Origin of the sequence: Paenibacillus sp. FA6, assembly GCF_051550225.1 — a bacterium.
GTDB lineage: Bacteria > Bacillota > Bacilli > Paenibacillales > Paenibacillaceae > Paenibacillus_AQ.
This window is the reverse complement of sequence record NZ_CP188820.1, coordinates 1,611,352-1,626,515: the sequence shown is the minus strand read 5'-3', so window position 1 is coordinate 1,626,515 and position 15,164 is coordinate 1,611,352. Positions and strand designations below refer to the sequence as shown.

At 39.4% G+C, this 15,164-nt stretch carries 18 protein-coding genes; 8 read left to right on the top strand and 10 right to left on the bottom strand.

Annotated features, from left to right (window positions below; translation table 11 throughout):
* Window positions 1-123 precede the first annotated feature (123 nt).
* From ACP8HI_RS07490 to ACP8HI_RS07470, 5 genes are all read right to left on the bottom strand, one after another.
* A complete protein-coding gene (locus tag ACP8HI_RS07490) occupies window positions 124-960 on the bottom strand; it encodes a hypothetical protein (protein ID WP_438350486.1) in 837 nt (278 codons plus the stop codon).
* 319 nt (window positions 961-1,279) lie between these two features.
* Window positions 1,280-2,473, bottom strand: a complete 1,194-nt coding sequence (locus tag ACP8HI_RS07485; protein ID WP_438350485.1) for an MFS transporter — start codon at window positions 2,471-2,473, stop codon at window positions 1,280-1,282.
* A 53-nt stretch (window positions 2,474-2,526) separates the two neighbouring features.
* The gene (locus tag ACP8HI_RS07480; protein WP_438350484.1) at window positions 2,527-3,135 is read right to left on the bottom strand and encodes a TetR/AcrR family transcriptional regulator; all 609 of its coding nucleotides are present in this window, start codon (window positions 3,133-3,135) and stop codon (window positions 2,527-2,529) included.
* Between the two features lie 187 nt (window positions 3,136-3,322).
* A complete protein-coding gene (locus ACP8HI_RS07475; RefSeq protein WP_438350483.1) occupies window positions 3,323-4,564 on the bottom strand; it encodes a peptidase in 1,242 nt (413 codons plus the stop codon).
* A 312-nt stretch (window positions 4,565-4,876) separates the two neighbouring features.
* Window positions 4,877-5,875, bottom strand: coding sequence for a leucine-rich repeat domain-containing protein (locus tag ACP8HI_RS07470; RefSeq protein WP_438350482.1), 999 nt, complete (start codon window positions 5,873-5,875; stop codon window positions 4,877-4,879).
* A 147-nt stretch (window positions 5,876-6,022) separates the two neighbouring features.
* Between ACP8HI_RS07470 and ACP8HI_RS07465 the strand changes: the two genes are divergently transcribed.
* From ACP8HI_RS07465 to ACP8HI_RS07440, 6 genes are all read left to right on the top strand, one after another.
* Window positions 6,023-6,892 (top strand): decaprenyl-phosphate phosphoribosyltransferase, encoded by an 870-nt coding sequence (locus tag ACP8HI_RS07465; protein WP_438350481.1) that lies wholly within the window; start codon window positions 6,023-6,025, stop codon window positions 6,890-6,892.
* Window positions 6,893-6,919: 27 nt separating this feature from the next.
* Window positions 6,920-7,549, top strand: coding sequence for an HAD family hydrolase (locus tag ACP8HI_RS07460; protein WP_438350480.1), 630 nt, complete (start codon window positions 6,920-6,922; stop codon window positions 7,547-7,549).
* On the top strand, window positions 7,537-7,866 hold the full coding sequence (locus ACP8HI_RS07455) for an EamA family transporter (protein ID WP_438350479.1): 330 nt from the start codon (window positions 7,537-7,539) through the stop codon (window positions 7,864-7,866). The genes ACP8HI_RS07460 and ACP8HI_RS07455 overlap by 13 nt, the downstream gene beginning before the upstream one ends.
* 22 nt (window positions 7,867-7,888) lie before the next feature.
* Window positions 7,889-8,173, top strand: a complete 285-nt coding sequence (locus ACP8HI_RS07450) for an EamA family transporter (protein WP_438350478.1) — start codon at window positions 7,889-7,891, stop codon at window positions 8,171-8,173.
* Window positions 8,174-8,324: 151 nt separating this feature from the next.
* Window positions 8,325-9,512, top strand: a complete 1,188-nt coding sequence (locus ACP8HI_RS07445) for a DUF6080 domain-containing protein (RefSeq protein WP_438350477.1) — start codon at window positions 8,325-8,327, stop codon at window positions 9,510-9,512.
* Window positions 9,513-9,582: 70 nt separating this feature from the next.
* Window positions 9,583-9,801: a hypothetical protein gene (locus ACP8HI_RS07440; protein ID WP_438350476.1), complete on the top strand. Its 219-nt coding sequence runs from the start codon at window positions 9,583-9,585 to the stop codon at window positions 9,799-9,801.
* A gap of 63 nt (window positions 9,802-9,864) precedes the next feature.
* Here the strand turns inward: ACP8HI_RS07440 and ACP8HI_RS07435 are convergent, their stop codons facing one another.
* From ACP8HI_RS07435 to ACP8HI_RS07415, 5 genes are all read right to left on the bottom strand, one after another.
* Window positions 9,865-10,605 (bottom strand): amino acid ABC transporter ATP-binding protein, encoded by a 741-nt coding sequence (locus ACP8HI_RS07435; RefSeq protein WP_438350475.1) that lies wholly within the window; start codon window positions 10,603-10,605, stop codon window positions 9,865-9,867.
* 14 nt (window positions 10,606-10,619) lie between these two features.
* The gene (locus ACP8HI_RS07430) at window positions 10,620-11,288 is read right to left on the bottom strand and encodes an amino acid ABC transporter permease (protein WP_438350474.1); all 669 of its coding nucleotides are present in this window, start codon (window positions 11,286-11,288) and stop codon (window positions 10,620-10,622) included.
* A gap of 53 nt (window positions 11,289-11,341) precedes the next feature.
* Window positions 11,342-12,148, bottom strand: a complete 807-nt coding sequence (locus ACP8HI_RS07425; protein ID WP_438350473.1) for an amino acid ABC transporter substrate-binding protein — start codon at window positions 12,146-12,148, stop codon at window positions 11,342-11,344.
* A 172-nt stretch (window positions 12,149-12,320) separates the two neighbouring features.
* Window positions 12,321-12,998 (bottom strand): class I SAM-dependent methyltransferase, encoded by a 678-nt coding sequence (locus ACP8HI_RS07420; RefSeq protein ID WP_438350472.1) that lies wholly within the window; start codon window positions 12,996-12,998, stop codon window positions 12,321-12,323.
* Between the two features lie 117 nt (window positions 12,999-13,115).
* A complete protein-coding gene (locus ACP8HI_RS07415) occupies window positions 13,116-13,589 on the bottom strand; it encodes a flavodoxin (RefSeq protein ID WP_438351740.1) in 474 nt (157 codons plus the stop codon).
* Window positions 13,590-13,763: 174 nt separating this feature from the next.
* Between ACP8HI_RS07415 and ACP8HI_RS07410 the strand changes: the two genes are divergently transcribed.
* Window positions 13,764-14,264, top strand: a complete 501-nt coding sequence (locus ACP8HI_RS07410) for a DUF2062 domain-containing protein (protein ID WP_438350471.1) — start codon at window positions 13,764-13,766, stop codon at window positions 14,262-14,264.
* Between the two features lie 61 nt (window positions 14,265-14,325).
* The gene (locus ACP8HI_RS07405; RefSeq protein WP_438350470.1) at window positions 14,326-15,162 is read left to right on the top strand and encodes a YihY/virulence factor BrkB family protein; all 837 of its coding nucleotides are present in this window, start codon (window positions 14,326-14,328) and stop codon (window positions 15,160-15,162) included.
* Window positions 15,163-15,164 lie beyond the last annotated feature (2 nt).

The window sequence follows — 15,164 nt, the reverse complement described above, 5'->3', positions numbered from 1 at the left end:
TTGAAGTTTTCCCTACATCTAACGAAGAACAATAGATGAATAATGACGGAAGTAGCGACTCTGACTCTCCGTCTTCCAATGCATTAAAAAGAGCCCAGTTTCCGAGAAACTGAGCTCTTTTCATTACGGAACCTTTACAACGAATGGAACAGTAAACACTTTACCATTTCGCTGGAATTGTCCCCAAATCTTATACACACCACTTTGCGGGAAAGTCGTCATAAATTCGGCATCTGCTCCCGAAGTTTGTTCATCTGTAGGATGCACGTGCAAATAATTTTCTGCATCTGCACTTAGGATGACAACATGTCCTACTGCCCCAAGATAAGGCTGTAAGTCTGTTACAGGCTTATTTGACTGAGCATGTTTAATATTGAAGTTCAACTTAAGTTCCATGTTCGCCATAAGGTGATCTATCGAGAGTGTAATATGGTTACCGTCCACCACTTGAGACAATGTAGCTTCCGGTTCAATCAATTGTTGGGCAACCGGCTCACCATGTACCGTAATCCATTGACTCTTATTCATCGCATTCATACCCGTAGGTGTAATATCCGCAATGATCTTGAACTCACCAGATGTTGGAAATTGCGTAGTAACCATAAACTGGCCTTTTCCTTTATACTCAGGGTGGATATGATTGAAATAAGACAAATCCTTACTCACAATAATAACGTGCATCTGCTGTTCATGGACGGTATCAAATTCATTAATCGTCTTACCTTCTTTGTCCTGTATTGAAATCTTCATCGTCGTATCTTGGTTCGGTACTGTCTTATCCCCAGATAGCTTGAATATGGCTTTAACATTCTCTCTTTCAGTTGAACCCGCCTCTTCTGCCATCCCACTATGATCCATTCCGACCATATCGACATGCTTAGCATTGTTCGCTGATCCTAAGATTCCGCAACCTGTTAAGAGCACAACTGTAAGTACAATTGAAATGGTGACTTTTTTCATGGTGTCCTCCTGTATGTATTTCATAACTATATGTAGCTTCGCCATTTCAGTTCGTTTTATTCAATTAAGGAATCGGATCAATCCGTACAAGTAGAAACGGCTTCGCCGTCCTTTTTCAAGGACAGCACCCGTTTCAGCGGAAATATAAGGATTAGAGTATCAAGAATCAATTTCATAATTACGCAACTCGATTTAGCTGCATCGGCGATTATGAAATTGATTCTTGTGAATCTTATACTTTCTTATATTTCAAAAAGACGCTCATCAATGAGCGCCTCCAAAATCAATTTATCACTTGTTTAATTCAGTACATCACAATTTAACTCGCAGATTCAGCGATCTGACCTCTTTTTGCCCTCATGGATAAAAAGAAACATAACACTAGAATGATGGCTGCCGATATATATGGATAATTAATATCAATATCAAATAAAAAGCCCGCAACGATTGGTCCAGCGATATTCCCCAGACTTGTGTAAGCTGAGTTCAGGCCTGCAACATACCCTTGCTGATGTGGGGCCACCTTAGACATCTGAGTGCTAATGGCCGGACGCAATACATCCATCGCTAAGAATACAATAAAAGTGACTACTAGAATCAACCAGTATTTGTGTACAAAAAGAGTTAGAAATATGAATACACCCGCCATGATCAGACTAAAAGAGATGACATTCCTCTCTCCAAACTTGTTCAATATCCATCCGAATATCGTTGCTTGCACAACAGCACCGGCTATAGATCCGAACGTAATAATATAAGCAATATCTTTCGGTGTAAAACCGAACTTATGATCAACAAACAAACCGAAAACAGTCTCATAATTGGCAAGACCAAAAGATGAAACAAACACGATAATCAGACTTAAAAAGTAAGGCTCACGGTATGAACGCAATAACTGAACCGTCAGGCTTTGTTTCACAGCGGGCTTACGGGCTTTACGCTTGTCTGATGGTAATGATTCAGGTAGAATCAATGCGGTAATTATTGCCGCTATCCCCCCAGCTATTGCCGCCGCGTAGAAGGGTACACGAATACCATATTCGGCTAGAATTCCCCCGATCCCAGGACCGATGATGAATCCCGTTGTGATCGCCGCAGTAATGAACCCCATACCTTTCGCTCTCTCTTCGGTAGAGGTAACATCTGCCGTATAAGCCATAACTGAAGGCATGATGAGCGCGGCACCGATCCCCCCTAGAAATCTAGCTACAAAAAGAAGATACGTCGTACTAACAGCTCCAAAGAGCCCTTCTCCGAGTGCAAAAACAACCATCCCTGCAACAATAATCTTTTTCCGTCCCATAGAATCCGACAATCTTCCAGCTAAAGGTGAAAACAGTAGCTGCGTTAATGAAAAAGCAGCTACTAGCATACCTACAGTACTTCCGCTTATATGAAGTTCCGTCATGTAAGTAGGCATGATTGGAACAACGAGACCTATTCCTGTAAAGACCAGAAATATATTAAACATAAGGAGCAAGAGTGCTCCCCTATTTCTTAATAATAATGACATGAAAAATCCCCCGAAATACCCATTCTTCTGGATGTAATGTAGTGTAAATCTATTTAATCAGAATCAGATGGGGTCTTTGCAATCCCGTACAGGAACACTTTAATTGCTAAATGATATAATGCTAGTGCGTCCTTTTGGTTTGATTTTCGAGACATCTGACTGAGCCCTACTGTTAAACTTTCAAAAATAACGGAAAGGCTCTCCACATCACTTTGCTTGAATTCTCCATCATCAATACCTTGTTGTATTAACATTTGATAGAATTTAAGATGCCCAGTCACCATCTCGGCTATTCGTTCTTCAACATCGTTTGCCTTCTCCTCGTTATTGAAGAACTCATTCGCGGCTTTGGTCAGTGGATGGTTTAAATCTTCAAGAACCATTTGCTCAGCAACCCCGTACATCTTATCTGTCGTTGTTTTGTATAGCGGCTCCTTTTCTCTCCATTGTCGTTCCCATTCTTGATCCCATTCGTTAAGCAAAAAAAGAAACAACCCTTCTTTGCTTTTAAAATGATAATAAATATTTCCCTTACTACTACCTGTTGCACTTACTATATCTTCAATGGAAGTTGCCTTGTACCCCTTTTGAACAAACAGACCTCTAGCAGCGTCCGCGACTCTCTTTTTGGTACTTTCGCTTTGCAACTGCTTCTTGTTCACATACTTCCACTCCGATTCAATGTATTATTTATCAAATTGGCATTGATCTATACTGAACGTTCATTCAGTATAGTAACATGAATAGCAGTCACTTTCAAGAAGATTGATTAATAAATCCATACAAAAGACAGCCGATCTCAATTGAGATCGGCTGTCTTGGCTTGATACAGTTACAATCACACTATCATTATTTAGGCGCTACTATACTTTCATCATGAGTAATAACTACGATTTCTGCATTCGTGATGCCTGGTAGTGATTTCGTCATCATTGGGGAATGGTAAGCCGTAACTTTCATGCCTGCTTTCAATTCTGCTGCTCCCCCGAACATGGAGATCACTTTCGTATCTTTCGTGATGTTCAGAATGACATCCTTATATGGTGATTGGCTAGAGCCCATTTTTACATATACTTGACCTTCGGTCAAATCATCCGAAGCAACGATTGTACCCTCAACTTTATTCGTTTCTGTTGCTTTCACAACAATTTTATCAGCATGTGTCTGCGCTGGGAAGATCATTGTCATTACTGGACCATAATATGCATCAACACGAACATCAGCTTTCAATGCATCTAGCGTTAATGATTTGCCGTCTTCGTCGACGATTTCAGTCTTCTCGTCTGCCGTTAGGATGACATAATCAATACCGCCTTGCTCCATCGGGCTCCCAATAACAGTGAACTTGTTATCTGCTACATTTGTAATGATACCATCTGTGCCTGGATTCGTTTCTTGTACTGATTCTTCCATTGTCGTATTCACTACGACATAGTTCGTTGTAGATTGAGGTGGAAGGCTCATTGTAACTGCTGGACCGTAGAATGCTTTGACGCTCATCCCTTTTTGGATCTCACTTGCTTTGATAACTTTGCCATTCTGGTCTAAGATCTGAGTTTTGTCAGCAAAGTGTAACACAACCGTATCCTCGAATGCAGAGTAAATATCTTTACCATGCACGACAATTCCAGTGTCAGTCAATTCGGATACAGTACCGTTAATCGCAGTAAAACTTTGATCTTGAACTACAAGTGTTAGTGCCGTTCCACGTGCTGGAATACTCTTCGTCAACATGGGACCGTAGAATGCTTTAATAACCTTTTTCTCATCCATGATCGTTTTCAAAGGAACTCTCTTCCCTTTGGAATCTACAATTTTAGTATCTTTAGTGATAGATAATACGATTTCGCTTTGATCCGTCGTAGCAAGACCGCGGCCTGTTACTGTAATGAATTTACCCGTTTTATCGTTCACCAGATTTGTGATCTGACCCATTGTACCTAGAACTATTCTCTCTTGCTTCTGAATAAGTGCTTGTCCATCTTTATTAGATACCGATGTAGTGTCTTGTGCACTTACGGCCAACGGCATAACTGCCATCGCTAGAATAGTTGCTGTCGTCAATACTTTGAACATGTTTTTATTTGTCATCTGTAATTCCTCCAATAGTTCGTATGTGTTTTTTGTTTGTCGTCTACCAATTCTTGCTTACATAGTTCTAGACGGTGTAGTTTCTGAAATGTTGCAAGATTTGGAAAAAAGATTACGAACTTTCACAATTCTACTATATTACGTGAACTGAAAGTACTCAATAATACTGATGTATGAGGGGATTTTGCTAATATGGATTCTCTAAATCTACAAGTAATGAAGCGATATATTTTTCGCTTATACTCAACTGCTCGAGTTCCTTGATACTTCTTTTATTTTTTTTATCCTGTGCTTCAACAACGATGTTCCTTATTATTCTTCTATTAGATTGTCAGATAAATTCACACACTCCAAATGAGGCATTTGCGCTAAAAATGTAGGCTTTTTCCTTATCAAGCTATTACTCACATTCAAATAGCGAAGCTGAGTTAACTTTTCCAGTTCAGGAGGCAATTCTTTAATACCTGTGTAACTGATATTCAAGCATTCTAACTTCTTTAATTGACCCAACTCAGGGGGAATACGATTTAACAACAAATCGAACTTGGCTTTCGGAGCCCACCCTTGTACTGTGCGATCTGAGCTACCGCAATATATCGTTAAATCTTTCAACTGCTGAAGATTGGCAATTTCCTTCGGAATACATTCCAGATCGGCTGTCATAATCTGCAGTGTCGTAAGCGTGCGCAACTCAAATAGTGCGGGAGGAAGTCTGGTGATATCCTGTTCGAATATTTCTAAGTATTTGAGTTGCTTCAATTCACGAATGCGATCTGGAATTTCCACAAGTCGATATGAAGAGATCGACAAGGAGTCCGTTTGATGTTTAATGGCGTCGTCTAAGAATCGTTCGAAGTCATGATGAGATTCTAGCTCAATGAACAACCCTGGAATAAGATCCGTCAGTTTTTTCGCTTCCTCTTCGTTCAAATGGATTCCACACATTTGTTCATGGGCAATACTGTACAGATAGTCCGCTCCATTCTCATCCACAAAACACAAGTCTTCAGGCATTTCCGGATGGCACCAGTCAAATAAGCCATTAACCGCCTCTTTCAACACATTTCCTGCTTCCTTGCAGCATCGATATATATAATATGTACCTTCGGAATAGTTGGCCCCAATCTTTGCTTGCATTTCCTCCATACTGCATTGTTCCAACAAAAAAGGCTTTAATTTATTCATGACCTCTTCGTAACTTTTCCCGTCTCCAAAAGAGGCTTCTACAAGAACGAATTTAACTGTCCGCTCAATTACATAATCAATGAGGCGTTCGTAAGCCTCTCCCTTGGGGTCAGTATAAAATCTCATTTACAATCCATCTCCTTGACATAAAATCCCTTGCATGTTATTTTGACCATAACCCAATTCTAGTCGACATTTGGAAATAAATCACACCGAATCTTAGGTGAACTCATTATTCTTAGCGTAGGCTTTCATACAGAAAGAGGTAAATAAGTGTATTCAACAATAAAACTTCTAATTATTCAATTAAGACCGAAGCAGTGGACCAAAAATCTACTCATTTTTGCAGCCCTTCTATTTTCCTTCGAAAAGATCAACATCACAACGTTTTTGGATACGTTATTAGGATTTTTTCTCTTTAGCTTCATATCTGGATGTGTCTATATATTAAACGATTATGTAGATAGAGAAGCAGATCGGAATCATCCTACTAAGAAGAATCGACCGATGGCATCTGGTGCACTTAACCCTTATGTGGCTTTAACATTTGGTGGATTTCTTTTATTTGCTTCATTGATTATATCGTATTTTCAGAATCCACTGTTCACCGTGCTATTAATAGTCTACTTCGCATTGAATGTTGCTTATTCCTTCATTCTTAAGCATGTGGTCATTATTGATATCATGGTCATTGCTGCTGGATTCGTGCTACGTGCCATTGCAGGCGGACTCGTTATTCATGTACCTTTTACACCTTGGTTTTTAATTTGTACGATGCTACTCTCCTTGTTCCTGGCCATAGGTAAGAGAAGACATGAATTATTTCTACTTGAAAATGATAAAGGCACACACCGGAAAGTACTAGAAAAGTATTCATTTCCGTTGCTAGACCAGCTCAACAGCATCGTTACCACGGCCACTATTATCAGTTATTCCTTATTTACCTTCACTTCAGGACGCACGATCCACTTAATGTGGACCATACCACTAGTGATTTACGGCATTTTTAGATATCTCTACTTAATTCATATTGAGAATAAGGGTGGTTCTCCAGACAAAGTATTATTCGAGGATAAGCCCATTTTGGTTACCGTTATCTTGTATGTCGTCAGCGTCGTTTTTATTTTAGCATTTTTCGAATAAACTTTTTAAAGCATAGAGGGATTAATCATGCACACCAAAATTGCAATTTTTGATATCGACAAAACGATTATTAGAAAAGATTCGATGTTTCTGTTCGTATGGTATGGAATCAAGAAAAGACCTTTAGCATTTGTAAAACTGTTTGAAATCGGGTTAAAAACATTGTTGTACAAACTTAGGCTTATACAAGTAGAAAAAGTTAAATCATCCTATTTTCATGCCATCTCTTTTTTGGAAGAAACCGATCTGGAACACTTCTATGATTCTGTACTAGTACCCTATATCTATCAAGATGCCTTGATGGAATTGAAGAAGAGAAAAGAGAACGGTTACCACGTGCTACTCGTGTCTGCCTCCCCACATGCTTATTTGAAATACTTCAAGAAGTTGCCCTATGTAGACGAAGTTATCGGAACCGAACTCATCCGAAATAATGGGCGTTATACCCATGTAATCGAAGGTAACAACTGCAAGGGAGAAGAGAAAACGATACGCATTAGCCATTATTTAAAAGACTCAGGACTCCAAATTGATTATGAGAATTCCTGTGCGTATTCTGATTCGTTGTCGGATTTACCGATGTTTCGGTTAGTAAAGAATAGATACTTGATTAACCTACATAGTCCGGACTTGGAGGTGCTTAGATGGAACAAATAGGTAACCGCCATGCTGGTAAAGTCTTGATGATCATCTCCGCATTTCTCACAGCCACAGGGCAGCTTTTCTGGAAATGGGGTCACACCCACCTCCTATACATGGCAATCGGATTTCTGTGTTACGGATTAGGTGCTGTATTCATGCTCAAAGCCTTTTCTTTGGAAAAACTGTCTGTAGCCTACCCTTTAATGTGCATTAGTTATATCTTTGCTTTGATTTATGGACAACTGTTTCTTGGTGAGGATATTACCTTGAAGAACACAGCGGCTATTGCATTATTAGGGATAGGAGTGACATTGACATCCTATGATAAATAATTGGCTTGTCGGCTTACTACTTATGATGACATTGATGGGGTCACTAGGTAGCGTTTTTTTCAAATATTTCACACTCCGAAGAAAAGTCTTCTATCTTTTAACCGGTTTTATGTTCTATGGTATCGGTGCGCTGCTCAATATTTACCTCTTAAAAGAGCTTCCCCTTACCTTTGTACTTCCGGCCAATGCCTTCACATTTATCTGGACTTTGATATTTGCCAAATGGATATTTAAAGAAACCATTGGAATTTATAAAATCGCTGGTGTTGCTTTTATCATTTCTGGTTTAATCTTATTGATTTTGTAACAGCTTTTCCAAAAATAAACATGATCGGTGGAAACTTATGGTATTTTCGAGTTATTTATTGAAGAACAAGAAGGATAATTACAAAGCCTGTTGGTTGTTTATCGGCTTTCTTCTTTTTTATTTGGGAAACAATGTTCCGTTTTTGATGTATATGAAACAGAACATAGCTGATCTCGCAGGCTATAGCCCTTTTTATGGTGCACCCTTCGTATTTAATATTTTTAATTTCGATCCTTCTATGTATTACGGTTCGGGTAATTCTTCCATTATCCATCCATTAATGAACTTTTTATCCGGTCCACTATTGTATTTTTCTAAATTTTTATTCGGAAATCTATTCTTTTTGGTGATCCAATCCGTTATCAATGCGCTCAGCGTTATCATGATTTATTATTACTTACGTAAAAGCGGATCTGACAATGTATTGGCTGTGCTCTTCGCAGCTTTTTTCGGCGTAAGTTCATACAATATTTTCACGGCCATGATTCCAGACTCTTATTCTTATGTCCAATTTATCATCATCTTGTCCGTACTGTATTTGCAATACAGCAGAGTTCTTGCCAAGACGAATGTTCTACCAAACGCTTCATTCGCACTCGTTAACTTTGCCGCAACTTCGACCAACATCGTCCCATTTATAGGAGCTTTGTTCTTTAACATGATCGACAAGCGCGATAACAAGACGATCAAAAAGTTCATCTCTATACTTTTAACATTCCTGCTTTTGGTTGTCCTATTTACTTTATTGCAGTCTGTATTATTCGGTGGAAATACATGGATTAATAACTGGATAACGGGTCTCAATAACGGTGGATTTAGCTATGCTGCCCCTTTTTCATTCAGTCAACATTGGAAAGCCATATATATGTTAGTGATCAGTCCTATACTGTCACCCGACATGATGCTAGTTGATCAGGGAATCATGGCATTCGTGACCGACCTAACGCGTCCTTATCCATTCTATGTAACTATTATTGGCTTCACTCTTATTATTCTGGCAGGACTTGGATTTATCAAGGGAATCAAATCTAGAGAAACATGGACGCTGGTCCCTTACATCTTCTTCGCCATTCTTCTTCATATTATTGTGGGCTTCGGTCTTGCTGTGTTTAAGTTTGACTTGTACTTATATGCCGGTCATTATTTATTCGCCTTTTTCCTGCTCGCTGCAAGGTTCATCATGCAGATCAATCACGACTTTATAAAAAAAGGATTGATAGCGATTATTTTAATATTTGTTCTTACAACACTGGGTAACAACGTCATCAAACATATCGAAACTCTGAATTATATTGAAGACACCTATTCGGGTTTGAATAATACAGGTGCAGTGAAATGATGATGAACGCAAATGTGACAGCGGCAAGTCCAACGTTAAATTTAATATAATGGGATAAAGTGATTCAGTCATGAATACTTATAAGGCTTATCCAGAGGCTGGGCAGACCCAACTCGCAACGATCCAGTATTGGTTGCACATGATCGGATTACCGCTTCTTATCATCAGCATGTTCATCTTCACTACAGACAATAAATCAATCGGAATTCCTATTGCATCAGTGGGTGGATTAATGATCATTGCATCAGCACTGTTGTTAACGATTAATGTATATAAACGGATAAAATAGAACACTCCTCTCACAAAAAAAGAGATGTATATTGTCATTTAATCGTGACATATGCATCTCTTTTTATTTTAGTCGGTTAAGAAATTGTAGTGCGCGGGTGCTTTTCGGATGCTCAAGTACATCCTCCGGAGTTCCTCTTTCTAATATAAGACCATCGTCCATCAAAATAATTTTATCCGCCACGTCAGCTGCAAATTTCATCTCATGGGTGACAATAACCATAGTCATGCCTTCTGCTGCCAACTGCTTGATGACCTTTAGTACTTCCCCGACCAGTTCAGGGTCAAGTGCGGACGTTGGCTCATCGAATAGTAGTACCTCCGGATCAACAGCCATCGCCCTAGCAATCGCTACCCGTTGCTGCTGTCCACCAGATAGTTGGTGTGGATAGAAATCCGTCTTTTCAGCAAGGCCTACCTTATCTAATAGCGCCAAAGCTCGTTTTCGAGCATCCCCCTTAGATCGCTTCTGTACTGTGACCTGTCCTTCCATCACGTTACCGAGCGCGGTCATGTGCGGAAACAGGTTGTACGACTGAAAGACCATGCCTGTTCTTTTACGCAGTGCCAGAACGTTATGTTCCGACACTTTCTTCGTATCTGTGAAGTTCAACTTAGTATCACCGAATACAATACATCCCCGGTCAGGAACCTCTAGTAGGTTGAAACAACGTAATAACGTTGTTTTCCCTGAACCTGAGGGACCAATAATGACAAGTACCTTACCATGCTCAAGCTTCAGATCAATCCCCTTTAATACAGCAAGTGGACCATAGGATTTATGCAAATCAAGTATCTCAATCAAGCGTATCCCCTCCTTTAATTCGCAGAGTATCTAGCAAGCCTTCTCTCCAGGTAATTTTGAAAAGTAGACAGTACGGAGCAGAATAGCAGATAGATAACGCCAACTTCGCAATACAGCAGCAGGGGTTCGTAGGTTGTAGCTACGATTTGTTGTGCAGTTCTGAACATTTCCATATAAGTAATACTTGCGGCAAGCGATGTGTCTTTAACCAGACTAATGAAGGTGTTCGTCAGCGGTGGAACCGACACTCGTGTGGCTTGCGGCAGTATAACACGGCGTAGTGCTTGTCCACGAGTCATACCGACTGAGAAGGCAGCTTCCCATTGGCCTTTAGGTATCGAAAGAATTGCAGCACGTAGTATTTCTGAGGAATAGGCTCCGACACTTAGCGAGAATCCAATGATGGCAGCCGTTAACGGCTCTAGAATAATTCCAATGGCAGGTAATCCATAAAAAATGATAAATAACTGTACCAATAGCGGAGTTCCCCGAATGACCCATACATAAAAGCGGGCGATCATCTTTGGAATAGTCCACGGGGAAATACGAACAAGTGCGGTTAATACAGCCAGCAATAATCCAATTGCAAATGAAATCAAAGTTAGTGGAATGGTAAAAGCCACCCCCGCTTTAAGAAGAGGTAGCAACGAATCGATTACTATCTGTATTTTACGCTCATCCATTCATCAGACATCCTTCTTGGACCTTTTGGCAAACATTCACCGATAGTCCCCTGTTATTTGGAAACGTCCGCACCAAAGTATTTATCAGAAATTTGTAGATATGTTCCGTCACTCTTCATTTCGGCAAGTGCTTTGTTGACCGCTTTGATCAGCTCATCATTGCCTTTTAGGAATACCGCTGCACTGTGAGAGCCATTTTCTATTTCGTCAACCTTTTTGATCTTCACGTCCGGCTTTTGTTTCTTCAAGTCCAAATAAGATAAGCCGTCATTAATGGTTGCATCAATACGTCCTGAGGTGAGTAGATCAATCGACTGATTGAATCCATCCGTAGCTACAATCTCCGCACCATTCTCACGAGCTATACCAGATAGATTACTTGTAAGCGATTGACCAGACTTTTTACCCTTCAGATCAGCAAAGGACTTAATATCTTCGTTGTCTGATCCTACGACCAGAACAGCCTTAGAGACAATATAAGGGTCTGAGAAGTCATATTTGACTTTCCGTTCGTCAGTAATGGATACCTCATTAAAAATAACATCAAATCTATTAGCATCCATACCTGCAAAAAGCCCGTCCCATTGTGCCTCAATAAACTCAGGTTGTACGTCCATACGCTTGGCTATCGCCATTGCAATTTCAACGTCGAAACCCGTCAACTTGCCATTTGCATCATGATAGGAGAATGGCGCGTAAGTCCCTTCTGTCCCGATACGAAGCTTACCGCTTGCTTTGATGGTATCCAAGCTGTTATGTTCCTTCTCAGAAGTCTTATTATTATTGACATTGTTCCCGCAAGCAACTACTAACACCACAATCAGTACTAGCAGAAAATTTATGTATCGTTTGTTCATCATTATTATCCTCTCTATATGTCCTAGTTATGAATTGCCGGTAAGTAAATGGTAAACAGTGGTTGTACAAAAAGTCACTTCATTACACCTCTTGTTTTGTCCTTCTAGGAACAAAAATATCCCCGAACTATGAATTCATAGTTCGGGGATATAACATAGAACAAGCAATGAACGATTATTTACGTGAGCAAAACACAGCGAATTCATTATATTCGTAAACACAATCTGCTTCCGCGAACCCGGCGTCGAGCAACCATTTCAGCTGATCTTCTACAGATGCATTTATATCTAGTTTTCTTCGTTCTATTGCAGATTCAACCATTTGGATGGATAGTCCACTCTCGCGAATCGTAGCTTCCCATTCTGCTTTATAACGATGGTCGAGATCGAATGACGCACCAGCTGCCTGATCGGCGTTAACGAAAATTCCACCATCTGTTAAGAGATGATATACGGTGTGAAAAAGAGTTCTTTTATCTTGATGAGATAAATGGTGAATAGATAGCGATGAAATAACAGCATCATAGCTCTGCTCGTCGAAAAGATACGTCCTATAATCCGCTGAAATATATTGCACCTGAGGATCATCTCGGAATCTTAGCCGTGCCTCCTTAAGCATCTCCTCACTTAAATCTATCAATGTCAATTTTGCTTCTGGGTATCGTTGTCGAACATAAGATGCGAATAGTCCTGTTCCTGCACCTAAATCCAAAATTCTAGGAGTCTTCTTGTCAACATGAACGCATCCCGTAGCCACGCTATAGAACTCATCGAAACAAGGAATTAATTTCCTGCGTTGTAAGTCATAGTCCTTTGCCACTTCATCAAATTTCTTTTTAACTGAATCGCTCATCTTAGAACCCCCCTTTTTCGAACAATCCGTCAAATTCCGCTTGTAGTTATCCTGCATGTTACAGTTATTTTATGACAAATGGAAATATATAAAACAGATCATTCTAATAGGTTTTTCCTATGCGGTATTCTCATGATCATTAAGAACAGACATACATGCTTCCGCAAAGCTTTTTCCAAATTCGCGACAAAGGACTTTTTCGTCCTTGTTCGGACCATACTCAATTTTAAGGCTTTCCTGAAGCAACATTGCACCACAGGTTCTTAGCTTCTCCTCCAATTGATCCACAGCTCCACAATAGATATCGTAACCAGAATCTCCGCTTCCGAATACAGCTGCTCGGCTTCCCTGTAAGTCAACCTCATCCATTTCATCACAGAAATCTAAGAATTCATCTGGCAATTCACCATCACCCCACGTATAAGCACCTAATAAATACCCTTTATATTGAAGCAGTTGTTCCGCATGACTATTCTCAACAGTTTTCAAATCAACTTCTGCACCTGATGCACGAATTCCATCAGCGATCAGTTCGGCGATTTCTTCCGTATTTCCTGATACACTTGCATAGATAATTGCGAACTTATTTATCATTTCTGTTCACCTCATGAATCAATCGTTTCACTTATTATAACTGATAATGATTATCATTGTCAATTAAGGCAACTGTTTTACTTTTTACTCATAAGGACTCACAACTATAATTATTACCTATCTAATGATAGAATAGATAAATATAAACTTACTTGTAAAGGAAACATTATAATGAAATTACATTTTCTGCGGAAATTAAAATATAACTGTTTGAAATTGTTACGAATTAAACAATCGGATCATCAAGTAGTCGTTGGTTTTATAGCGGGATTCTTTCACTGCTGGTTTCCTACATTCGGTCTAGGGCTGTTGATTTCTGTTGGGCTTGCTAAATTACTACGTGGCAATCTCGTTGCAGCTCTTATAGCGGGGACATTTGGAACTGTCATATGGCCTTTATTGTTCTACCTAAATTATGTAACTGGTACTATCGTGATGAGTTTATTCTCATCCCCATTGATTCAACTTGATGAAGTCATTGAGATACCGATTACGGAACTCGGTTATTCTGAATCAGCCCATCAATATAGTAAACTTGGCAACATGAGTCTTTATTTCATTGAAGGATCTATCATAAACAGTATCCTATTCTCAGTAATATCATATTTTATACTACGTTTTATCTTAAAGCGGTATCGTAGACCGTTACTTAAATTAATAAGAAGTACATAATTACTATTTTCAAAAACAAGATATAACTATCTATAGAAGACTTATTCTATTTGAGGAGGAAATGATGAAGCATGCAAAAGTGACCCCATCCATTGGCTTCCTCAAACAATTATATAGCAAAATTAAAGAAAATGATGTGCAATCAGTCAGCGCGCAATTAACCTTTTATCTCATCTTATCCTTTTTTCCTTTCATGATATTTATTATGACACTGGTTGGTTATGCCAATATTTCCGTGGAAGATAGAATCAATGATCTGAGAGAGATTATGCCTGCTGAAGCAATAACAATCATAGAAGAAATTCTAAAAGAGGTCTCAGTGGGAAGAAGTCAATCGTTGCTTTCTTTCGGTATGTTAGCTACGTTGTGGGCAGCTTCTAGAGGTATCAATGGGATTATTAAAGCTTTGAATAAAGCCTATGATATTGAGGAGAATAGAGCTCTTTGGAAAGTAAAAGGTATTTCATTTCTTGCAACACTGGTCATCGGAATTGTTGTGTTACTCAGTATCCTTTTGCTTGTATTTGGTAGTTGGGTAGGAGACCAACTGTTCCTTCTATTCCATTTGCCTGAAGGTCTTCATCAACTCTGGAATCTACTTCAATATATGGTGCCATTACTAGTTATGGTTATTGTTTTCACTTTAGTTTATTGGATTGCTCCAAATCGAAAGATGTCTTATAAAGAAGCACTTCCAGGGGCAATATTCACAACCTTTGGTTGGATTGCTACATCCATGCTCTTCTCTATTTATGTCAGTCGATTTGGAGAATTCACCAAAACTTATGGAAGTCTTGGTGGAGTTATTGTCCTTCTTATTTGGTTATATATTAGTTCCATGATCATTCTGATTGGGGGAGTTATGAACGCCACCCTAGCATTTCGCCGAGGGAAATAGGT